The organism is Kitasatospora sp. NPDC088391 (assembly GCF_044753345.1).
In the GTDB taxonomy this organism is placed as follows: domain Bacteria; phylum Actinomycetota; class Actinomycetes; order Streptomycetales; family Streptomycetaceae; genus Kitasatospora.
Genome location: NZ_JBIVNB010000002.1, coordinates 290,352 through 312,317 on the forward strand (window position 1 = coordinate 290,352; position 21,966 = coordinate 312,317).

The window sequence follows — 21,966 nt, forward strand, 5'->3', positions numbered from 1 at the left end:
ATGCTGACGCCTCGGAAAGGGGCAGCTCAGGGGGGAACAGCCATGGGAAACAGCAGGATCGACGCACTGTTCGAACGCGACCGGGCCTGTCGGCAGGCCGGGATCACGCTCGACGAGGTGGTGTCCGGGCGCGCCGTCGCCCGGATGAAGGTCACCGAGGAGATGGCCAACGCGCACGGCATCGGCCACGGCGGGTACGTGTTCCTGCTCGCCGACGCCGCGTTCTCCTACGCCTGCAACAGCTACGGGCCGGTGGCGCTGGCCCAGGGCGCGCAGATCACCTTCCTCGCGCCCGCGCAGATCGGCGACGAGCTGGTCGCCGAGGCCGCCGAGCGCACCCGGGCGGGTCGGCAGGGCGTCTACGACGTCACCGTCCGGACGGCCGCGGGCGCGGTGGTCGCCGAGTTCCGCGGGCAGAGCGTGCAGGTCGCGGGCGTGCCGCACTCCGGCTGAGCCCGCCGGGGCGGGGCGCCGACGCCTCACGGGCGGCCCCGCCGCGCTGTGCGGTCGGCGTAACCGCCGACGGCCCCGCCGCGAGACAGCCGCGAAACGCCCCCTTCCTACAGTCACCAGCAGGCAAGGCGCAGGTCGAACGGAAGGGTTCCCGTGGCCGGACAGCTGGCGCAGGACGCGGCGACGCCGCAGCGGCCGGGGGCCGAACAGGTCAGGTCGGTCTGCTCGTACTGCGGGGTGGGCTGCGGCCTGCTCCTGGACATCGGGACCGGCCCGGACGGCCGCCGCACCGTGCGGCGGGTCTCCGGCGACCCCGCGCACCCCGCCAACGGCGGCCGGCTCTGCACCAAGGGCGCCACCACCGCCGACATGCTGGCCGCCCCCGGGCGGCTGGACACCGCCCTGGTGCGCACCGCGCGCGGCGAGGACCCGGTGCCGACGCCGGTCGCCGAGGCGATCGCCGCCACCGGCCGCCGACTGCGCGCGATCGTCGACGAGCACGGGCCGGACGCCGTCGCGCTGTACGTCTCCGGGCAGATGAGCCTGGAGGCCCAGTACCTGGCCAACAAGCTCACCAAGGGCTACCTGCGGACCAACCAGATCGAGTCCAACTCCCGCCTGTGCATGGCCAGCGCGGGCACCGGCTACAAGCTGTCGCTCGGCGCCGACGGCCCGCCCGGCTCCTACCGGGACCTCGACCTCGCCGACGTGTTCCTGGTGATCGGCTCCAACGCCGCCGACTGCCACCCGATCCTGTTCCTGCGGATGATGGACCGGGTCAAGGCCGGGGCCAAGCTGATCGTGGTCGACCCGCGCCGCACCGCCACCGCCGCCAAGGCCGACCTGTTCCTCCAGCTGAAGCCCGGCACCGACCTGGCGCTGCTGAACGGCCTGCTGCACCTGCTGCACGCGAACGGGCACACCGACCCGGAGTTCATCGCCCGGCACACCGAGGGCTGGGAGGCGATGCCCGACCTCCTCGCCGACTACCCGCCGGACAAGGTCGCCGAGATCACCGGCCTGCCCGCGGACGACATCCGGCGGGCCGCCGAACTCATCGGCGGGGCGGGGGAGTTCACCAGCCTCTGGACAATGGGCCTGAACCAGTCCACGCACGGCACCTGGAACACCAACGCCCTGGTCAACTTGCACCTCGCCACCGGCACCATCTGCCGCCCCGGCAGCGGCCCGTTCTCGCTCACCGGCCAGCCCAACGCGATGGGCGGCCGCGAGATGGGCTACATGGGCCCCGGCCTGCCCGGTCAGCGCTCCGTCCTCGTCGACGCCGACCGGGAGTTCACCGAACGCCTGTGGAAGCTCCCGCCCGGCACGCTGCGCGCCGACGGCGTCGGCCGGGGCACCGTCGAGATGTTCCGGAAGATGGCCGACGGCGAGATCCGGGCCTGCTGGATCATCTGCACCAACCCGGTCGCCTCGGTCGGCAACCGGCGCACCGTCATCGAGGGCCTGGAACGCGCCGAACTCGTCATCACCCAGGACGTGTTCGCCGACACCGAGACCAACGCCTACGCCGACGTCGTGCTCCCCGCCGCGCTGTGGACCGAGACCGAGGGCGTCCTGATCAACAGCGAGCGCAACCTCACCCTGGCCCGGCCCGCCGCCGACGCCCCCGGCGAGGCCCTGCCCGACTGGCGGATCATCGCCGAGGTCGCCCGCGCCATGGGCTACTCGGAGGGCTTCGCGTACACCGACGCCGAGCAGGTCTTCGAGGAGCTCAAGCAGGCGTACAACCCCGTCACCGGCTGGGACCTGCGCGGCGCCTCCTACCCCCGGCTGCGCGACACCCCCGTCCAGTGGCCCGCCGCCGACCCGGACGGCCCCGACCGCAACCCGATCCGCTACCTCCGGCCGGACGGCACCCTGCACTTCCCCACCCCCGGCGGCCGGGCCGTGTTCCACCCCCGCCCGCACCTCGACCCCGCCGAACTCCCCGACGACGACTACCCGTTCGTCCTCAACACCGGCCGCCTGCCGCACCAGTGGCACACCCTCACCAAGACCGCCAAGGTCGCCAAGCTCGCCAAGCTGAACCCGTCGCCGTTCGTCGAGATCCACCCCGAGGACGCCGCCGCGCTCGGCCTCGCCGAGGGCGACGCCGTCGAGGTGTCCTCCCGGCGCGGCCGGGCCGTCCTGCCCGCCAAGGTCACCGACCGGGTCCGGTCCGGCAGTTGCTTCGCCCCGTTCCACTGGAACGACCTGTTCGGCGAGTACCTGTCCGTCAACGCCGTCACCTCCGACGCCGTCGACCCGCTCTCCTTCCAACCCGAACTCAAGTACTGCGCCGTCGCGTTGACCAAGGTCCCGACCCCCGCCGCGGCCGCTCCGGAGAGCACCGCCCCGGAGGGCGCCACTGCCTCGCGGGCCGCCTTCTTCGGCCTCGACACCGCCCCGCCCCCCGTCCTGGTCGAGGCCGAACGCCGGTACCTGGCAGGCTTCCTGGCCGCCCTCCCGACCGGCCTGCCCGGCGTGCCGGTGCTCCCCGCCGACGCCCCGTTCGACCCGGGACACGCCCAGTGGGTCAACGGCGCCCTGGCCGGCCTCTACTCCCGCAGTAGCCAACCCGCCGCCACCGCACAGCTGGTGACGACTCGTCAGCTCATCGTGCTGTGGGCCTCGCAGACCGGCACCGCCGAGGAGTTCGCCGCCACCGCCGTCGCCCGCCTCACCGCGGGCGGCCACCCCGCCGCCCTGCACGCGATGGCCGACACCGACCCCGCCACCCTCCCCGGCGACGCCGACCTGCTGCTCATCACCTCCACCTACGGCGACGGCGACGCCCCCGACAACGGCGCCGGCTTCTGGGACGCCCTCAGCGCCGAACACCCCGCCCGCCTCGACGGCCGCCGCTACGCCGTCCTCGCCTTCGGCGACTCCCACTACCAGGACTTCTGCGGCCACGGCCGCCGCCTCGACACCCGGCTCGCCGAACTCGGCGCCCACCGCCTCGCCGACCGCGCCGACTGCGAACCCGACTACGAGTCCACCGCCAACGGCTGGCTCGACCGCGTCCTCGACGCCCTCCGGCAGGCCCCCGGGCCCGCCGCGCCCCCGCCCGCCCCTGCGGCCGCCCCGGCGGCCGCGGCCGCCCGCCGCACCGCCGCCCCCGCCCGCCTGGTCGGCAACCGCCTGCTCTCCGCGCCCGGCTCCGCCAAGGAGGTCCGCCGCTTCACCTTCGACACCCGGGAGATGGACCTCCCGCTCGACTACGCCACCGGCGACGCCCTCGCCGTCCACCCCGTCAACTCCCCGGCGCTGGTGGACGAATGGCTCGCCCTGACCGGCGCCCCCGCCGACACCCCCGTCACCCTCCCCGGCCACGGCGAGGTCCCGTTCGGCGAAGCCCTCGCCCGGCACCTCGACATCACCCGGGTCGGCCCCGCACTGCTCCGCTTCACCGCCGAACGCACCCGCGACGACCGCGAACTGCGCGCCCTGCTGCGCGCCGACAACACCGACACGCTGGCCCGCTGGACCTGGGGCCGCGGCGCCGTCGACGTCGCCGCCGAGTACGGAGTCTGGGCCGAACCCCAGGAGTGGGCCGAGGTGTTCGGCCGACTCCAGCCCCGCCAGTACTCGATCTGCTCCAGCCCGCTCACCGACCCGCACCTGGTCTCGCTCACCGTCTCGGTGGTCCGCTGGGACAACCTCAAGGGCCGGCCGCGCGGCGGCGTCTGCTCCACCCACCTCGCGGACGCCGGGACCGGCGCCGAGATCCCGGTCCACCTCCAGCGCTCCCCGCACTTCCGGCCCCCCGCCGACCCCGCCACCCCCATGATCATGGTCGGTCCCGGCACCGGCGTCGCCCCGTTCCTCGGCTTCCTGGAGGACCGCCGGGCCCGCGGCCACCGCGCCCCCAACTGGCTGTTCTTCGGCGAGCAGCACGCCGCCACCGACTTCTACTACCGCGAGGAGCTCACCGCCCACCTCGCCGACGGCACCCTGGCCCGCCTCGACACCGCCTTCTCCCGCGACCAGCGCGCCAAGGTCTACGTCCAGGACCGGATGCGCGAACACGGCCACCACCTCTGGTCCTGGCTCCAGGACGGCGCCCACTTCTACGTCTGCGGCGACGCCTCCCGCATGGCCAAGGACGTCGACCAGGCCCTCCGCGACCTCGCCACCACCCACGGCGGCCTCACCCCCGCCGACGCCACCGCCTACGTCAAGCAGCTCGCCGCCGACAAGCGCTACGTCCGCGACGTCTACTGACCCCCCGCACCACGCACGCGAAGGGCCCCGCCGGAGGAATCTCCGACGGGGCCCTCGCTCACGCGGTCGTTCAGGCCGGGGTCTGCCACCCCGTCCCGTGCCGGACCAGGACCCGGGAGCACACCACGAAGCCGTTCCGGCCGCCGCCCGAGACCTCCAGGTTCAGGAACCCGAGATCAGGACGGGGCGGCGGCTGCAGGAGCTCCGCCATCTCCGCCGGGTCGTCGGCGATCCGCACGGAGAGCTCCGGATAGCTGGAGGCCAGCTTCATCCCGAGCACGTACAGGAACGTCACGTCGACGAACCGGTCGTAGGCCGGACCGGGCTTGCCCCGGAGGACGAGCTTCTGGTGCGACTTGCTGTACGACCAGACCTGGAACGGGTGGTCGAAGTGCAGCGGCAGCCGGTCCTCCGGGTCGGGGGTCTCCCCTTGCTGGTTCATGGTGCCCCTTTCTACTCGAACGGGTTCTTGCCGTCACCACCGAGCCAGCGGACCCGCGCCTGGACGGAGGCGGGAGCGTCCCGGATCAGCGCCAACTCCCAGGCGGTGACGTCGGAGCCGGGGCTCTTGGAGACGTCCGTGACGGTGGCGGCCCAGGCACGGGGGTTGTCGATCCCCTCCAGGTTGAAGTAGATCTCCGTGGTGCTGTCGGGCTTCATCGCCGCTCGGATCACCGCTTCCCAGTCGGAGCCCCAGTGCTCGAAGAACTGGGCGTTGTTGGATTCGGCGAACCCCATCAGGGTGCCGTTGTTGTTGCCCACCCAGCCACCGGGCTCGTCGTAGGAGGAGAGTCCCAGGGCCATCCTCGGCGGGCAGGGCAGCGCGTTGTGGACCAGCACCGTGGTGCCGCCGACCCGCACGTAGAAGGTGTGGGTGCGGGCGACCGTGAGGTTGTCCATGTCGGCCGTACCGGCCCGGGGCACCACCGCGACGATCCGGGACTGCCGGTTGTCGTCGGTGGCGAGCACGTGGCCCGGCACGAGCTGGCCGGCCGGGATCCACTGCTTGTCGGTGCCGTCCCAGAAGGGGTGGCCCGCGGTGGTGCGGACGGTGCTCGGCGCGCCGGCGGTGTCCGCGACGGTGACGTCGACCAGGTCCTTGTCGTGATTGACGTGGGTCGCGGTGACCGTTTCGGAGGTGCTGCGCGCGCCGCTGTCCGGGTCACCGGTCAGGACCCGGTCGCCGACCTGGACGTCCTTGATCGGCCTGGTCGTGCCGTCCGCCATCACCACCGGGGTGTCGGGGGCGAAGCTGTGCCCCGTCGGGCAGGACGGCAGGCCCAGGGCCTTGGCCGCGGCGGCGGCGCCCTCCTCCTCGGCCGCCTTGGCGGCGTTCACCTCGAAGGAGTCGCCGACGAGCATCCGGATGCCCTGCAGCTCCGCCGCGCTGGCGGTGGCGACGATCGCGCTGCCGCCCGAGACGAAGGCCAGTTCGGCGCCGGCGACCGCCTCGAAGCAGGCGAGCCAGCCCTCCTGGCAGGGGATGGCCATGACCGCGGCGCCCGCCACCATCAGGGTGACGCCGATGACCGGGCCCACGTCGACCTTGCCGATGTCGGTCTCGCCGTTGAACGGGTCGGTGTTGCACTCGTCCGGGGAGTGCCCCATCAGCATGCAGACGGTGTACCAACCGGTCGAGTCGGTGGCCGCCCACTTCAGGGCCTCACCGATGGTGAAGTCCTGCGAGCCCTGGTAGCGGTAGCTCGGACCCGTGATGATCTTGTAGGTGGCGTCCGGCAGCTTGTGGCCCAGGGCCGAGCGCTTCAGGTAGTTCTTCGGGGCGAAGTACTCGGCCGTCTCGTCGTTGGCCTTCTTGATGGTCGCGTTGTTCTGCTCGACGCACGCGGAGTCGCAGGGCTTCTCCATCGTGTCGTTCATCAACCCGCTGGGGTCGCTGGAGTTGACCGGGTCGTTGCCGCTGTACGCGTAGCCGTTCCACTGCTGCGGGTCGATCAGGTTGAGCAGCGGGTCGGGGTTGACGAAGCGTCCGGTGCGCGGGTCGTACTGGCGGGCGCCGAGGTTGGTGAGGCCGGTGGCCTCGTCCTTGGTGCCGTCCACGAAGCCGTGCGAGCCGGCCCAGGTGGCGGGTTGGACGCCGCGCGGGTTGCCGAACGGGTCGGTGGGGCGGCGGGTCTCGGCGAGCGTGGTGCCGTCGAACGAGAGGCCCGCGGTGCCGTGCTGGTCGCTGACCTGCCAGGTGTTGGTGCTGCCCTGGCGGACCAGGCTCAGGCCGCCCGGCATCCGGTAGGTGCGGGTGGCGGTGGTGGCCTTGGTGACCGTGTCGTAGGTGAGTTCGTCGGGCCCGAGGAAGACGCTGGTCTTCCCGGGGTTGTGCCGGACGAGCTGGGCGCCCTCGCCGTCGTAGACGTAGCCGGTGGCGTTGTCGGGGACGGTCCACTTCTGGCCGGCCGGGATCGTGGTGGTGCCGCAGGTGGCGACCACGGTGTCGGTGCCGGAGGTGGTGACGTCACCGGGGACGGCGAGGCACAGGCCGCTCGCGCCGTTGGTGATCGTGCCGTTCGGCTGCGCGGTCCACTTCTGCGCCGAACTGCCGTCGCAGGACTGGAGCTTGACCGCCGAGCCGGGAGTGCTGCCGGTAGCGGTGAGGCACTTGTCCAGCGCCTTCAGCAGGTTGCCGGTGGTGGAGAACTTCTGCGCACCGCTGGGGCTGCACGCGGAGATCTCCGCCGGGGTGCCGTCGTTGCCGGAACTCCCCTGCAGGTAGAGGCAGTTGCCGCCGATGCCCTGGATCTGCACGGCGGGCGCGTCGCGGTCGAGCCGGCCCTCGGTGTTCCACTCGAAGGTGGTGGTGCCGCTGCTGTAGGTCGACTGCGAGGTGGTGTTGCCCACGGCGTCGTAGCCGGTGGCGGTCTGCACGCTGCTCGCGCCCGTGACGGCCGTCGCCGAGGTCAGTGCGTGCGGGCCGCCCTGGCCGTTGCCGTTGTTGACGGTGCCGGCCGCCGGGAAGACCTGGGTGGTGACGGTGTCCTTGGCGGTGTCGCCGGACGGGTCGTGCTGGGTGAGGCTCTTGCGGTTGCCGGTCAGGTCGTAGGTGTAGTCCTGCCAGTAGGGGGCGCTGCCGCCGACGGTGTTCTTCGCCGGGGCGACCGCGCCGCTGGTGGGGCTGGAGTTGGCGCAGGAACCGCGTCCGCCGACGGCCGGGTTGGGGGCGAGGTTGAGCGCGCCCTTGTCCGTCCAGGCGGTGGTGAGGCGGTTCAGGTAGTCGTAGGAGAAGCACTGCAGGTCGGTCGCCGACGGGGTGTTGTCCGGGATGCTGCGGATGCCGGTGATCCGCCCGACCGCGTCGTAGGCGTAGGTGGTCTGCTGGACCGCGCCGGTGGCGGCGGTCTGCTTGTCGACGAACTGGGAGAGCTGACGCCCCGTCGACTCGTCGTAGGTGTTGGTGACGACGATCTGGGTGCCCCACGGGTTGACCGTGGTGCGGATCGGACGGCCGTAGGCGTCGTAGTCGTTGGACAGGTCGTAGGTCGACCCGCCGAACGCGCCGAAGCCGATCAGCAGCCCGTACGCGTCGTAGCTGTAGTCGATCCGCTCCGAGGACAGCCCGCCGATCGCCGGCCGGTTGTCGCGCAGCAGCAGGCCGGTGACCTGGTCGTAGACCGCCTGGTAGGTGTAGCTGAACGGCGTGGCGGCACCGACCTCCGCACCGGGGATCGTGGTGGTGACCTTGGTCGGGTGGTACGCCGTGTCGTAGCTGCCGACGGTGGAGGCGTAGGTCTTGCCGGACGTGCCGCCCACGTACCGGGTCGACGAGGTCGGCTGCCCCTTCAGCAGCGTGTCGTAGGTGTGCGCGGTCAACTGCTTGGCCGGGTCCGCCGACAGGCCGTCGAAGGTCGCGGTGGGGCGGCCCAGCAGGTCGTAGGCGTTGAGGACGGAGCGCCCGCGGGCGTCCGTGGTGGACGCGACCCGGCCCGCCGCGTCGTACGCGGTGGTGCTGGTGCCGGTGTCCGGGTCGGTCACCGAGGTCTGCCGGCCCCGCACGTCGTAGCCGTACGACCAGGTGTTCCCGGCGGCGTCCTTGCGGGTCGACGGGTGGCCCAACTGGTCGAAGGCGTACGTGGTGACGTCCGCGTCGGCCGGGTTCCCGGTCGCCGTGGGCGTGCGGTACTGCCACAGCTGGACGGTGCGGCCGCGCGCGTCGGTGACCGTGGTGGTCGGCGTCCCGCCCGCGGGCGGGGTGGTGTCGGTGCGGTCCACGCCGGGGTGGGCCGTGGTCGTGGTGTTCTGGACGACGCCGTAGGCCACCGACTCGCCGGTGACCGGGCGGCCCATGCCGTCGTAGACGGTGTGGGTCTGGTTCGGGACCTCCTGGGTGGTGTTCGCCTCGTACAGGATGGTGCCCGGTCCGGAAGCGCCGTTGTACCAGGGGCCGTTGGTGCGGATGCTGCGGCCCTGCGAGTCGAACACGGCCTCGGTGACGATCCGCCCGGAGTAGGCGGACAGCGCGGGCGTGGTCTGGGTCTGGACGGTCCGGCCGGTGCCGTCCATGATCTGCACCAGCTTGGAGGTGCTGTAGGTGCCGGTGGGCCCGGTGCCGATCAGGTTGGTCGTGGTGGTGGTCGGCGGGACGACCTTGCCGTTGACGATGCCCGGGACGCTGTACGCGTGCGCGACGTTGGGCGTCAGCGAGGTGCTGCGGCCCGGCATCCAGGCCGCGACGGTCCGTCCCAGGGCGTCGTAACCGACCGTGGTGACCCGGCCGTTGGCGTCGGTGCTGGTGCGGGTCAGCGAGCGCGCGGTGTCCAGCGTGGTGACGCTGGTCCGCCCGGTCGCCTGGTCGGGGGCGCCGGCCGGGGCGGGGCTGGTGACCGTGATCGTGCCGGCCAGCTCACCCGGCTGCTGGGCCGTGTAGGCGGTGGTGACGGTCGAGCCGTTCGGGTGCGCGGCGTCCACCAGCAGCGGCGCGGTAGTGCTGGTCCCGCGCCCGTAGACGTCGTACGTGAGGACGCTGTCCACACTGAAGACCGGCGTGGTGCCGTCGAACCGGTCGAGGCTCTCCTTGGTGGTCGCCTCGGCCTTGGCGCCGGCCTGGCCCTGCGGCTGGCCGTCGTACTTGACCCGGCTCCACGAGGAGGTGTTCTGCGCGGTCGGGGTGGCCGTGCACGCGTTCGGGCCGGTGACGGTGAGGAGTTCGGAGACCAGGCCGGTGACCGCGGGGTTCGGCGAGGTCGCGTACACGGTCCGGCGGCACACGTCGGGGCTGCCGTCGGCGCTGTCCAGGACGGTGAGGACCCGGTTGTCGTGCGCGGCGTCGGTCGTGGTGGTCTTGGTGCCGGTGGCCCAGGAGCCGTCCGCCTTCAGGGACTTGGCGGTCGAGGTGTTGACCGTGCCGCCGTAGCGGGCCGTCAGGTCGGGCAGGCCGGTGCGGTGGTGGGTGGCGGTGACGGTGCTGCCGCCGCCGGTGTTGCCGGACCAGGAGACGATCGGACCGCCGGCCTGGGTGTGGGTGTCCTGCTCGAACGGCATCCCGGACAGCCAGTCGTCGTCCGTGGCGGACCCGCCCATCGGGCCGGTCACGCTGACGGCGCGGGTCGACCCGTCGGCCTTGCGGTCGCCGTTCATGCCCTGGTGGTAGGTCGCCGACGTCTGGCCCTTCGGGCCGTCGTTGCCGTTGCCGGAGACGGTGGTGACGCTCGCGTAGCCGCGGAAGTTGTCCCAGGTGCGGTCCTTGGCGTCGGTCAGTTCGGAGTCGTTGCGGTGCCACGCCGCGTTGCCGTAGCTGTACGCGGTCGTCATCGGCGCGGCGTTGGGCGTGCCCGGCGTCACCGTCACGCTCTTGACGGGGTAGCGCTGGAACCAGTCGTCGACCGGGTCCGCGCCCTGAACCTCGTTCGGGACGTGCCACTTGACGTTGTAGCAGGACCGGGTGTCGGTGTCGGCCGAGCCCGGCATCGAGTTGTTGACCCGCGAGCAGTCGGCCGGGTAGTAGTCGACGCCGACCGTGGAGCCGGTCTCGGTGGTGATCAGCTGGATGCGCGGCCGGTTGTACGCCGGACGCGACGGCACCAGGTTCGTCCCGTCGACCCGGTTGGGCAGCAGCATCTCGGTGAACGACACCGGCGGCAGCGTCACCGGGGTGGACGACGCCTGGGTGTCCTTGCCGGTGCGCTGCACGCTCGCCAGCCACGGCACCTGGGTGTTCTCGGTCGCGTTCTGCACGTTCACGAAGCGGTGCGACAGCGCGTAGGAGTCCACGTCCTGGTAGGCGCCGTTGTAACGGACCTGCGTGGTGATCGAGTTGAGCCACTTGGTGGACCAGAACGTCGGCCCGTAGACGGTGCAGGCGCCCGTCGAGGCGCACTGCTGGTCGATCGGCACGTCCGGCCAGTCGCCCGCGTGCGCGGAGGTCCGGTTCGCCGGGTCGCAGGCCGTGGGGGAGGTGACGCAGCGCTCGCCGGAGTCGAAGACGATCTGCGCGGCGGGCTTGTACGCGCCGTTCGCGGCGATCTGGTCGGAGAGCAGCTGCCCGTAGCCGATCACGTGCAGCACGCCGGAGCGGTTGTACGGGGTCAGCGTGCCGGAGCCGTTGTTCTGCGCCCCGCCGCGGGAGTAGTTGTTGGTCTCGGGGGTGTAGGTGTAGGTGACCAGGTTGCCGTGCGCGTCCACGACGTAGTCGAGGTTCCAGCGCCAACCCGTCTGGCACCACGACGCCTTGCCCTTGGCGGAGTCGTAGCACGGGTCGCCCGCGTTGGGCGAGTACACCGGCACCGTCCACGCCGAACCCGAGTCCGGGCCCTTGGTCGACGGGTTGCCGGACGCGTCGGGCAGGTGGTTCAGGCCGAAGTAGTAGACCGTGCCCGAGGTGTCGGTGACCTTGATGTACGAGCCGTTCCAGGTGCCGTTGGTGGCACCGGTGAGGAACTGGACGCGGCTGCCGTCGTCGTTCCTCAGCCGCCAGGTGCAGGCCGACTGCTCCATGGTCGCGGCCGCGCCGCCCTGGCAGGACGCGTCGTCGCGGACCAGCTCGCCGGAGTGGCCGGCCAGCGACATCACCAGGTTCGCGCCCGCCCAGCACTCGTCACCGGAGTTGGCGATGCCGTGCTTGGTGCAGGACTGGTAGGACCGCTCGACGAAGCCCGCGTTGTAGTCCCAGCCGTCGCCGACCCAGGACGCCTGCGCGTTGGTCGACGAGGTCTTCCCGTCCACCGAGGCCGAGTCGTAGCCGAGCGCCACCGAGGGCGCGGCACCGGCCAGCGAGGGCGGGCCCTGGATGGGGTAGGAGTAGTCGAACGCCCCGGAGGAGGAGCCGGCCGACCACGCCTGCGAGGAGTTCAGCGGGGTGGCCGCGTAGGAGCCCGCGCCGCTGGACGCGCCGGAGACGGCGGCGACCACGGCGCTCTGCTGGGCCTGCGCCGCGCCCACGCCCTGGAGTTGGGTCCGGGCCGTGCCGTCGCCGCCGGGCAGCACCACGTCGGCGGTGAGCCTGCCGGTGGCGGCGTCGAGGCGGGAGTCGAGCGGGGTCTGCGCCAGGCAGCCCGGGACCTGAGGCGTCGTCAGGGCGCAGGCGGGGAGGGACACCAGGCGCATCCGGGAGACCCGGTCGGAGCCGTAGACCTTGCCGAGGGCGGCGGCGTCCAGGCCGACCCGCAGGCCGCCGCCCGCGCCGGGGCCGGTCAGCTTCAGCACCGGGCCGGGCAGGCCGGCGGCGGTCGCGGCGGCCGGGTCGACCAGGTCGACCTGGACGCTCTGCCCGGCCAGGGCCGAGTCCTCCAGCGGGGCGAGGCCGACCGGCAGGCCGCTCGCAGCGGCCTCCTCGCCGGCCGCGGGCTGCTGGTCGGCGCCCTTGCGCCGGTTGGCGGGCGCGGCGCCGAGACGGACGTCGGCCTTGCCGTGCGGCAGCGTCGGCGCGGACTTGGGCGGCTGCCAGGTCGGCGGGACGGGATGGGCGGGCGTCGTGACGGGCACCGCCGCGACGTCCTTGCCGGCCACCGACGTGGTCGTGGTCAGCGCGGTGTTCGGCGGCGACCACTTCCGCGACCAGTCCGGCCCGGCCGCGGCCGCCGCCGAGACCGGGGCGATCAGTGAGGCCAGCAGGGCGGCCGCCGTGACGGCGGCCAGCCTTCTGCCGGCGGGTGGGGAATGACTGCTTCGGCGGCCTATGGGCCATTTGCCAATTCGCACGGGAAGTACCCCCAATGTCCAGGTCGGAGACCTGACGGACTGTTATGAAAAGCGGGGGAGCTTACCAACTTCCTTGCTGTGCAGGTCAATCGCGTTTCGTCCGGTTATTCGAGTGAGATGGATCACCCTGGTGTCCACATGGGCGGAAAGCGGGGAGAAACGGGCTGTCCCTATTCCAGGAGAAAATCATTCCTTTTCACGTGAACTTCCGATTTGCGCCCGCCCGGGCGCCGGGGTCAGTCCTTCGGGCGTTCGTCGACGACCTGCTGGAGCTTGCCGGTGCGGGGGTTGGTGACGAGGTCGGCGCGCGGAACCCATTCGACCCGGAGCGGGTGGATGGCCCCGGCGGCCTGCTCGGAGACGTAGAGGGGGCGGGCGTCGAGGACGGCCCGGCGGAGGGTCTCGGCGAGGTCGGCGGGCGGCGGGGCGGTGTGGCCGAGGCGGATGATCAGGCCGTCGCGGCCGTCCCAGCGGCGCTGGACGAGTTGCATGCCGGCGATGTGCTGCTCGGGGTCGTGGGCGAGCAGGACGGCGCGGACGTCCTCGGTGGGCATGGCGACGGTGCCGACCCGGGCGCCCTCGGTGGAGCGGCCGAGCAGGCGGAAGGTGGTGCAGGCGGTGTCGGTCCACTCGGCGCGGTCGCCGGCGGGGTAGCGCAGGATCGGGACCAGGGTGCGGAACAGGTTGGTGACGAACACCCGCCCGGGGACGCCGGGTTCGGTGATCGGCTCGCCGGTGGCCTCGTCCAGGATCTCCACCACGGTGCGGTTCGGGAACGCCCGGTGCACCCGCAGGTCGTCCCCGGCCCGGACCGGTCCGGCGACCAGTCCGGCGTCCACCGAGGCGTAGCCGATCGAGGAGAGCACGGCGTTCGGGAAGGCCGACCGGAGCAGCGGGCGCAGGTCGTTGAAGAGGATGTCGCCGCCGAACAGGACCAGTTCGACCTGCGGGGCGGGCCGGTCCTGCTTGAGCAGCGTCTCGGCGACGGAGGACAGCTTCATCGGCTCGCCCGCCAGCACGTCCACCCCGAACGAGTGGATCAGGTCGGCGACGTACTCGTCGGGCGCGGACGCGACGGGCAGCCGGACGTTCTCCACCGGGGCGTGGTGCAGGGCGTTCTCGATGAACAGGAAGCCGCTGTACAGCTCGCCCGCGCAGAACAGGTTGGCCACCTTGTGGCCGGGCTTCAGCCCGGCGTCGACCAGCCCGGCGCCGAACGCGCTGACCGAGTCGAAGTGCTCGGTGCGGGTCCAGGGCGAGAACTTGGGCGCGCCGGTGGTGCCGCCGGTCTTGTAGACGGCGGCGTCGGTGAGCGGACCGGTCATCAGCCGGTTGTCGGGCCAGGTGTTGGCGGCCCAGAACGCGGCCTGCTCGATGACCGGCAGTTGGGTGAGCGAGGTGACGGTGGCGGGGACGTCGCGGTACAGCTCGGCGTAGAACGGCGAGTTGGTCCGGGCGAGGTCGACCAGGGCCTGAAGGGGTTTGGCGGGCACGGGAGTCGCTCCTGGGGAGGGTCAGCGGGCGGGGGTGGCGCCGATCCAGTCGCGGGCGAGGCGCTGGATCGCGCTGCCGTCGCGGTCGGCGAGTTTGGCGTCGAGGTAGGCGGCCGCCCACGCGTTGGCGGGGATGCGGAACGGCGGCTCCGCCAGCGCGAGCGCCCGCAGCACGGCGGCGGCGACCTCGGCGGCGGGCTGCCCGGCGCTCTCCCAGCCCCGGCCGAGCCGGGCCACGTACGCGGCGAAGGTGTCCGCGTACGGGCCCGAGGCGGCCTGCAGGGTGTGGCGGTTCACGTCCGGGAACTCGCCGAACCGGGTGTCCGGCACGTAGCCGGGCACCAGCACCGAGACCCGGACGCCGTGCGCGGCGGCGACCGGGGCGAGCGCCTCCATGAAGCCCTCGACGGCGAACTTGGCCGCGCTGTACGCCTCGTTGAAGGGCTGGCCGACGACGCCGTGCACGCTGCCGACGGTCAGCAGCCGACCCCGGGCGGCGCGCAGCAGCGGCATCGCGGCCCGGCTGACGGCGACCGTGCCGAAGAAGTTGACGTCCAGGTTGGCGCGCAGCGCGGCCGAGTCGGACATCTCCAGCGTCGGGTCGCAGTTCGACACCCCGGCGTTGTTGACCACCGCGTCCAGCCGGTCCAGGTCGGCGAAGCACGCGGCGATCGACGCCTCGTCGGTGACGTCCAGGCGCCGCACCAGCGCGCCGGGCGCGGCGGCCCGCAGCGCGTCGGCGCGCTCCGGGGCGCGGACGGTGGCGACCACCGACCAGCCCGCCGCGTCGGCGGCCGCCGCGGTGGCCAGCCCGATGCCGGAGGAGCAGCCGGTGATCAGCAGCACGGGTCGACGGTCCGTCACGGGGCGGCCTCCGCGGGCTCGGCGGCGGTGCCGGGGGCGTCCGCGGCGGCGGTGTCGGCGGCCTTCGGCGGGTCGGCGTCCATCCGGGACTGCACGGCGAGCGCGGGGAAGAACGAGCAGGCGGCGAGCAGGGTGCCGCCCGCCATCGTCCAGCGGGCCGCGTCCAGGACGCCGAGCGGGCCGGTCAGCAGCGACACCGACAGGCCGCCGACCAGCGCGGCCAGCGGGATGACGCCCCAGGTGACGGTCCGGAACGCGGCGTGCATCACGCCCTGGTGCTTCGCGGACATCCGGGACTGCCGGGCGGGCGCCGAGCACACGTTGATGCAGGACATGAAGAAGCCGTACGCGCCCATCGTGGCGGCGATGACCGGCCCGGCGGGCAGCGCGGGCGCGGCCAGCACGCCCAGGCCGACCAGGCAGTGCAGCAGCAGCGCCCAGGCCAGGGTGCGGCCGATGCCGAGGCGCTCGGAGATCCGCGGGGCGACCAGCGCGCCGAGCAGCGCGCCGACGGCGCCCGCCGACATCGCGGCGCCGAACACGCCGACGGTGACGCCCAGGCCCCGGTAGGCGAGCACCGGCAGCACGGTGACGAAGACCGGGCCGCCGGAGTTCAGCGTGACGGCGGCCAGCACGATCCGGCGCAGCACCGGGTCCTGCCAGTTGAGCCGGAAGCCCAGGGTGAGGCGCTGCCACACCGAGCCCGTACTGACGGTCCGCTCGCCCCACGGGCGCATCCAGCCGAAGCAGACCGCCGAGACCAGGTAGCTGGCGGCGTCGACCACCAGCGCGGCCACCCCGAGCGCGCTGTACAGCGCGGCGGCGATCGACGGCCCGGCGACCTCGGAGACCGAGCCGCTGCCCTCCAGCCGCGAGTAGGCGCGCACCAGGTGCTCCTCCTCGACCACGGCGGGGACGGCGACCAGGTAGCCCACGTTGAAGAAGATCGTCGCGCCGGAGACCGCGGCCACGCAGCAGAACAGCAGCGGTGTGGAGAGCGCGTCCAGCCAGTAGGCGAGCGGGATCGCCGCGACCGCCACCAGCCGCACCAGGTCGCACACCAGCATGGTGCGCCGCTTGTCCCAGCGGTCGACCAGCACGCCGGCGACCGGCCCGAGCAGCGGGATGCCCAGGTACTGGGCCATCGAGACGATGCCGACCTGCAGCGCCGAGGCGTGCAGCACGAAGATCATCAGGGTGGGGACGACGAACACGGTGACCCGGTCGCCGACCGTGGAGACCGACTGGCCGAACCAGAACACGTTGAAGCCGCGGCCGAGCGACCGCGGCAGGCGGGCCTTCATGCTTCCTCCCGGACCACGAAGCCCGCGGTCTTCCCGGTGCGCTCGTTGCTGACCAGCGCGTCCACCACCCGCACCACGACGTTCTCCGGGTCGTGCACGAAACCGGTGCTCAGGGTGAAGGTCGAGGAGAGCAGTTCGCGGCGCAGCGCCTCCGGGTCGGGCAGGGCGCCGAGCACCAGCACCTCCACCCGCCCGGCCCGGCCGCCCCGTTCGGTGATCAGCACCTGGGCGCGGGTGACGCCGGGCTCGCGCTCGACCCGTTCCAGCAGCTCGTCCACGTGCAGGCCCAGGCCGCGGACCTGCACCACGTTGTCGCGGCGGCCCAGCACCCGCATCGCGGGGCCGGGTCGGCCGCACGGGCACGGGCCCAACTCGCCCGCGTCGCCGGTGCGGTAGCGCAGCACCGGGTTGAGCATCGCCGGGTCGAGCGAGGTGAAGTCGAGCAGGCCGTCCGCGCCGACGTGCACCAGCTGGTGCGGGAACGGGTGGAAGGTGTCGGCCGGGCAGTCCGGGGTGTTGGAGCCCACCACCCAGGTCTCGGTGGAGCCGAACATGCCGTGCCGGCGGGCCTTCGGCGCGACCGCCGCCAGATCGTCCTCCAGCTGCGGCTGCCAGGCCTCGCCCAGCCACAGCACCTTGCGCAGCGACGGGAGTTCGATGCCGGCGGCGCGGGCGTGCGCGAACCACAGCCGCAGCACGCTCGGGGTGCCGCCGATCGCGGTGACCTTGCGGGCGGCCAGGAAGCCCAGCCACTCCGGGTACTCCTCGGCGGTCACCGAGCCGAGCGCGATCACCCGGCAGCCGGACAGGTCGGCCAGGCCCGCGGCGAGGAAGTGCGCGCCCCACATCCGGCCCGCGCCCCAGGCGTTGACGAACACGTCGTCCCGGTCCAGCGGCTGCCAGTGCTCGAACACCTTCGCCATGTAGAAGCCGGTCGGCGCGTAGCCGACCTTGGGAGCGCCGGTCGAACCGCCGCTCTGGAACAGCCAGGTGGCGCCCTGCTCGGCGGCCGGCTCCAGGTGGGCCAGCGCCGTGTTCAGGTCGTCCTTGGCCAGCGGCGGCAGCGCGGCCAGCTCCGCCAGCGTGCCGGGCGCCGCCGCGTCCGCGTAGCGCTCGCCCAACCCGGGGACGGTGCGCAGCAGTTCGAGGGTCCGTCGGGGCACGGCCAGGCCGCCCGCGGCCTCGGTGTCGGTCAGCGAGAAGGTCATCGCGCCGCACCTCCGTTCTCCAAGAAGGCGGTGTGGGCCGCGCGGTAGGCGGCGAACCGGGCCCGGGTGACGTCCCGCTGGACGGACCGCTCCGGGTCGTCGAAGTCGGGGGCGATCACGCCGTCCGGCTCCAGCTCGGAGAACCAGAACCGCTCGCCGTCGTGCAGGAAGTCCACGCAGAAGAACGGGATCGGCAGCTTCTTCGCGAAGTAGGCGGTGGCCTCGGCGAGTTCGGCGGGGATCTCGCAGAAGTCCATCGAGCCGCCGCGGCTCGCGTTGGCGACCGGCGACCCGGCCTCCGGGGTGCGGCGCAGCACCGCGTACGGCGCGCCGTCGATCACGTAGACCCGGTAGTCGACGGTGCCGTCGCCCAGGTAGGGCTGGGCGATCAGCGTGGTGTCGCCGCCCTGCGCCAGGCTGGCCAGGCCGCGGACGTCCTCCAGCGAGCGGGCCAGGTTGATCCCGCCGCCGCCGCACCAGCCGGACGGCTTCACGATCGCCGGGAAGCCCAACTCGCCGAGCGCCACCTCGTACTGGTGCTTGGAGACGTCCCGGCCGGAGCCGATCCGCACCGAGGGGATCGGCGGGACCGGGGAGTCCGCCAGGAACAGCACGGTGGCGAGCTTGTCGTTGCCGAGCAGCGAGACCTGCGCCGGGAACGGCAGGTAGAAACCGGCCTGCTCCAGCACCGTGGTCAGCGCCAGCTGGTTGAACACGTCCATCGACTGGTACGGCAGCGAGTACAGCGCCGTGATGAACAGGGTGTCCTCGGGCGTCACCGGCTCGTCGTCCACGTACACCCGCGGCCGGGCCGGGTCGACCGCGTCCACGGTGACCGCCTCCGGCGCGTGCCGGGTCCACTCCAGGCCCAGTTCGGCGGCGATCTCCGCGTACATGTCCCAGAAGTAGTGCCGCCACATCGCCCCGGACCGGGTGGACTCCCGGTCCGGGAAGATCCAGCACATCCGGCGCAACGGCCCGGACGGAACGGCCCCGCTCATGCGCTCCCCTCCTTCTCCCACAGATCGGTCAGGTCGAACTCCCCGCCCCGGGCGGCCTGTTCGGCCCACCACCGGCGGCCCTCGGCCGACAGCGTGTCCACCGGGTCCACGTACGGGTGACGGTGCGTCAACTGCCATGACCCGTCGCCCGGTTCGGTGGAGCGCAGCTCCAGCCCGGTGCGGTAGTTCTTGGTCCAGTACGAGATGCCGCGCACCCGGTCGTAGCCGACCGCCTGGTGCACCCACCGCTTGCCGACGTGCGGCACGTCCGCGACCAGCCGGGGCGTGGCGTAGCCCGGCAGGTAGCCGAGGATCGCCTCCTGCAGCCGCTGGGCGTCCGCCAGCGGCAGCCGCCAGTGCTCGGCGTTCGGGATCACGTCGCACAGGTAGAAGTAGTACGGCAGGATGTTCGCTTCGCCCTGCAGGGCGAAGCACAGGTCGAGCAGCGCCTGCGGGGTGGCGTTCACCCCGCGCATCAGCACGCCCTGGTTGCGGACGTCCCGGACGCCCGCGTCCAGCAGCGCCCGGGCCGCCTCGGCGACCAGCGGCGTCACCGAGGCCGCGTGGTTGGCGTGGGTGTGCACCGCCAGGTTGACCGAGCGGCGGGCCGCCAGCCGGGCCACCCGCTCCACCCCGGCCAGCACCTTCGGCTGCAGCCAGTGCTGCGGCAGGCCCACCACCGACTTGCTGGCCAGCCGGATGTCGCGCACCGAACCCAGCTCCAGCAGCCGCAGCAGGAACGCCTCCAGCCGCGGCCACGGCACGTTCGCCAGGTCGCCGCCCGACACCACCACGTCCCGCACCGACGGGGTGCGCTTCAGGTAGTCGAGCATCTGCTCCTCGCGGTCCGCCGGACGCAGCACCAGCCGCGCCTTGGCGACCTGCGGGGTCGAGCGGCCCACCAGGTCCATCCGGGTGCAGTGCCCGCAGTACTGCGGGCAGGTGGCGAGCAGCTCGGCCAGCACCTTGGTCGGGTAGCGGTGCGTCAGCCCCTCCACCGCCCACATGTCGGCCTCGTGCAGCGAGTCCCGGGACGCCAGCGGATGGCTCGGCCACTCGGGATGCCGGTCGGTGCGCACCGGCAGCATGTACCGGCGCACCGGGTCCGCCAGGAACGCCTCGGTGAACGCGCCCGGCTCCAGCGGCGCGTCCGCCGCCATGGTGTTCAGCATGTGCGGCGGCACCAGCACCGACATGGTGGCGAACTCGGCCTGGTCGGCCGCCAGTTCACGGTAGAACCGGTCGGTCAGCAGCTCGCCGAACACCCGCCGCAGCTGCCGCTCGCCCTGCACACAGTGCGCCCGCTGCCACTGGGCGTCGCGCCACTGCGCGGCCGTCACCTCCCGCCAGCCCGGCAGGCGCCGCCAGTCCGGTTCGACCAGCGGCCGCCGCACGTACTGGTACGGCTGCGCTCCGCCGTCCATCAGGAGCCCGCCGCGGTGAGCAGGCCGGCGTGCCGGGTGCGCAGCTCGCGCTTGAGCACCTTGCCGGTCGGGCCGAGCGGGAACTCGCCGGGCTCACGGGCCACCGTCAGCGCCGCCAGCGGCGCCAGCCCGGCCTTCGCCAGCTCGGCGTTGGCCGCCGCCAGCAGCCCCTCCGCGTCCGCGCCCTCCTGCAGCCGCACCACCGCGACCGGCCGCTGCCCGCCGTCCGGGTGCGGCACGCCGACCACCGAGCAGTCCTGCACCGCGTCGCCGCAGTCGGCGAGCAGCACCTCCTCCAGCGGCAGGCTGTACACCGGCCCGTCCAGGGTGTCGATCACGTCGACGGTCCGGTCCAGGTGGTAGAACCGGCCCTCGGCGTCCCGGCGGGCGATGTCGCCGGTCAGCCAGTACCCGGCCAGCCGGAACGACTCGGTCAACCGCTCGTTGTTCCAGTACCCGTGGGTGATCGACGGCGCGGCCACCGCCAGCATGCCGACCGTGCCGTCCGGCACCTCCACCCCGTCCTCGTCCAGCACGGTGGCCTTCTCCACCACCTCGGACGGCCTGCCCACGCAGCGGTCGTTGCGCTCCGTCTCCGGCGAGGTGACCTGGCCGAACAGCGCCATGCCCATCTCGGAGGAGCCCAGGCCGTCGACGAACTGCGAACCGGGCAGCGCCGCCTCGCCCTCCTTCTCCTGCGGCAGCAGCCACGGCTTGATCAGCCCGGCCGGGCGCTCGCCCAGCTGGACCAGCCGGCGGATGTGCCCGTAGTGCGCGCTGTCGCCGGTGTTGAACCAGGAGTGCACCTTCGCCGCGCCCGCGACCGGCAGCTCGCCGGTCGCCAACTCCACGAAGGTGCGCGGGAACGAGGCCACCATGGTCGGCCGGAACGCCTCCATCACCGGCTCCACGGTGACCCGCCGCCAGTCCGCCATCACCACGGTCGGCAGGCCCAGCAGCGTCGCCGTCAGGAAGTAGCTCAGCCCGCCCGCGTGGGTGTGCGGCATCAGCGACATCAGCCGGTCGTACGACTCGGCGGGGAAGCGCAGCATCCGCGGCTGCTTGCCCTCCCAGAACTGCCGGTGCGCCAGCGTCGTCGACTTCGGCGTCCCGGTCGTCCCCGAGGAGTGGATCAGCGCCACCACGTCGTCCGGCCCGTGCCGGTACGGGTAGCCCTCCGGCAGCGCCGACAGGTCCGCGTCGAACGCCTGCACCTCGGCGGTCAGCGCCAGGAACCGCGGCCGGCGCTGCGGGTCCTGCCGGTACGCCGAGGCCAGCCGGGTGGTGTCGTCCGCGACCACCCCGACCGCGCCCACGTGGTTCAGGTAGCGCACCATCACGTCGTGCCGCATCGCGTCGTTGACCAGCGCCGGGACCGCGCCCAGCGCCGTCAGTGCGAAGAAGTGCAGCAGCGGCTCCAGGCCCTCGGCGACCACCACGCCCACCGGCTCGCCCGGCCGCACCCCCGTCGCGTGGTACCAGGCCGCGTAGCGGTCGCGCAGCGCGACCAGGTCGAGCAGGCTGTGCCCGTGCAGCACCACCTGCCCGCGGTGGTCGGTGCGGTGGGTGAACGCGAACGGCACCGCCCGGTTCGGGTTCGCCTCGGCCGCCCGGTCGAGGAAGTTGCCCGCGCCGAGCGTCGGATCGGTCATGAACCGCTCCCTGACGGACAGCGGGGCGATGGATGTCTGGTCGCTCATGGCGGGTCTCCCAAGCAGGACTCGTCGCCGGAGGAACCCTCGTGGGGCGTCCGACGGAAGGGGAATGGGCGCCCAACGGGCGGCCGGGGAATCGAATATGACGCGGCGTCAGGAATGGCCGTGAAATGCCTTGTGCTGCCGGGTATT

The 21,966-nt window shown here is 72.9% G+C and carries 12 protein-coding genes; 3 read left to right on the plus strand and 9 right to left on the minus strand.

The window, feature by feature from the left end:
• The first annotated feature begins 42 nt into the window (after positions 1-42).
• Together paaI and ACIQBJ_RS05795 are read left to right on the plus strand one after the other, a co-directional pair.
• Positions 43-453: a hydroxyphenylacetyl-CoA thioesterase PaaI gene (paaI, locus tag ACIQBJ_RS05790; protein WP_400704115.1), complete on the plus strand. Its 411-nt coding sequence runs from the start codon at positions 43-45 to the stop codon at positions 451-453.
• A 153-nt stretch (positions 454-606) separates the two neighbouring features.
• Positions 607-4,683, plus strand: a complete 4,077-nt coding sequence (locus tag ACIQBJ_RS05795; RefSeq protein ID WP_400704118.1) for a molybdopterin-dependent oxidoreductase — start codon at positions 607-609, stop codon at positions 4,681-4,683.
• Positions 4,684-4,753: 70 nt separating this feature from the next.
• Here the strand turns inward: ACIQBJ_RS05795 and ACIQBJ_RS05800 are convergent, their stop codons facing one another.
• Both ACIQBJ_RS05800 and ACIQBJ_RS05805 read right to left on the minus strand, forming a co-directional pair.
• Entirely contained in the window at positions 4,754-5,125 is a 372-nt protein-coding gene (locus tag ACIQBJ_RS05800) for a hypothetical protein (RefSeq protein ID WP_400704121.1), read from the minus strand.
• A gap of 11 nt (positions 5,126-5,136) precedes the next feature.
• Entirely contained in the window at positions 5,137-12,609 is a 7,473-nt protein-coding gene (locus ACIQBJ_RS05805) for a ricin-type beta-trefoil lectin domain protein (protein ID WP_400704124.1), read from the minus strand.
• Between ACIQBJ_RS05805 and ACIQBJ_RS05810 the strand changes: the two genes are divergently transcribed.
• Positions 12,599-12,787, plus strand: a complete 189-nt coding sequence (locus tag ACIQBJ_RS05810) for a hypothetical protein (RefSeq protein ID WP_400704127.1) — start codon at positions 12,599-12,601, stop codon at positions 12,785-12,787. The genes ACIQBJ_RS05805 and ACIQBJ_RS05810 overlap by 11 nt on opposite strands.
• 274 nt (positions 12,788-13,061) lie before the next feature.
• Here ACIQBJ_RS05810 and ACIQBJ_RS05815 read toward each other — a convergent pair whose 3' ends face one another.
• Genes ACIQBJ_RS05815 through ACIQBJ_RS05845 form a run of 7 tightly spaced genes read right to left on the minus strand, consistent with a single transcriptional unit; the run spans position 13,062 to position 21,819 of the window.
• Positions 13,062-14,318, minus strand: coding sequence for a phenylacetate--CoA ligase family protein (locus ACIQBJ_RS05815; protein WP_400704130.1), 1,257 nt, complete (start codon positions 14,316-14,318; stop codon positions 13,062-13,064).
• A gap of 21 nt (positions 14,319-14,339) precedes the next feature.
• Positions 14,340-15,182, minus strand: coding sequence for an SDR family NAD(P)-dependent oxidoreductase (locus tag ACIQBJ_RS05820; protein ID WP_400704133.1), 843 nt, complete (start codon positions 15,180-15,182; stop codon positions 14,340-14,342).
• The gene (locus ACIQBJ_RS05825) at positions 15,179-16,486 is read right to left on the minus strand and encodes an MFS transporter (protein WP_400704136.1); all 1,308 of its coding nucleotides are present in this window, start codon (positions 16,484-16,486) and stop codon (positions 15,179-15,181) included. Before ACIQBJ_RS05825 ends, ACIQBJ_RS05820 begins: the two co-directional genes overlap by 4 nt.
• The gene (locus ACIQBJ_RS05830) at positions 16,483-17,694 is read right to left on the minus strand and encodes a phenylacetate--CoA ligase family protein (RefSeq protein WP_400704139.1); all 1,212 of its coding nucleotides are present in this window, start codon (positions 17,692-17,694) and stop codon (positions 16,483-16,485) included. Before ACIQBJ_RS05830 ends, ACIQBJ_RS05825 begins: the two co-directional genes overlap by 4 nt.
• Positions 17,691-18,695: a RimK family alpha-L-glutamate ligase gene (locus ACIQBJ_RS05835; protein ID WP_400704142.1), complete on the minus strand. Its 1,005-nt coding sequence runs from the start codon at positions 18,693-18,695 to the stop codon at positions 17,691-17,693. The genes ACIQBJ_RS05830 and ACIQBJ_RS05835 overlap by 4 nt, the downstream gene beginning before the upstream one ends.
• Positions 18,692-20,119 carry a KamA family radical SAM protein gene (locus ACIQBJ_RS05840; protein ID WP_400704145.1) on the minus strand — a complete coding sequence of 476 codons (1,428 nt, stop codon included), beginning with the start codon at positions 20,117-20,119 and terminating at the stop codon, positions 18,692-18,694. The genes ACIQBJ_RS05835 and ACIQBJ_RS05840 overlap by 4 nt, the downstream gene beginning before the upstream one ends.
• Positions 20,119-21,819 carry a class I adenylate-forming enzyme family protein gene (locus tag ACIQBJ_RS05845; RefSeq protein WP_400704148.1) on the minus strand — a complete coding sequence of 567 codons (1,701 nt, stop codon included), beginning with the start codon at positions 21,817-21,819 and terminating at the stop codon, positions 20,119-20,121. The genes ACIQBJ_RS05840 and ACIQBJ_RS05845 overlap by 1 nt, the downstream gene beginning before the upstream one ends.
• Positions 21,820-21,966 lie beyond the last annotated feature (147 nt).

Excerpts from the sequence above, each read along its gene's own strand:
- paaI (WP_400704115.1), top strand. The coding sequence starts at position 43 with ATGGGAAACAGCAGGATCGACGCACTGTTCGAACGCGACCGGGCCTGT.
- ACIQBJ_RS05825 (WP_400704136.1), bottom strand. The coding sequence starts at position 16,486 with ATGAAGGCCCGCCTGCCGCGGTCGCTCGGCCGCGGCTTCAACGTGTTC.
- ACIQBJ_RS05840 (WP_400704145.1), bottom strand. The coding sequence starts at position 20,119 with ATGGACGGCGGAGCGCAGCCGTACCAGTACGTGCGGCGGCCGCTGGTC.
- ACIQBJ_RS05800 (WP_400704121.1), bottom strand. The coding sequence starts at position 5,125 with ATGAACCAGCAAGGGGAGACCCCCGACCCGGAGGACCGGCTGCCGCTG.
- ACIQBJ_RS05845 (WP_400704148.1), bottom strand. The coding sequence starts at position 21,819 with ATGAGCGACCAGACATCCATCGCCCCGCTGTCCGTCAGGGAGCGGTTC.
- ACIQBJ_RS05835 (WP_400704142.1), bottom strand. The coding sequence starts at position 18,695 with ATGAGCGGGGCCGTTCCGTCCGGGCCGTTGCGCCGGATGTGCTGGATC.
- ACIQBJ_RS05830 (WP_400704139.1), bottom strand. The coding sequence starts at position 17,694 with ATGACCTTCTCGCTGACCGACACCGAGGCCGCGGGCGGCCTGGCCGTG.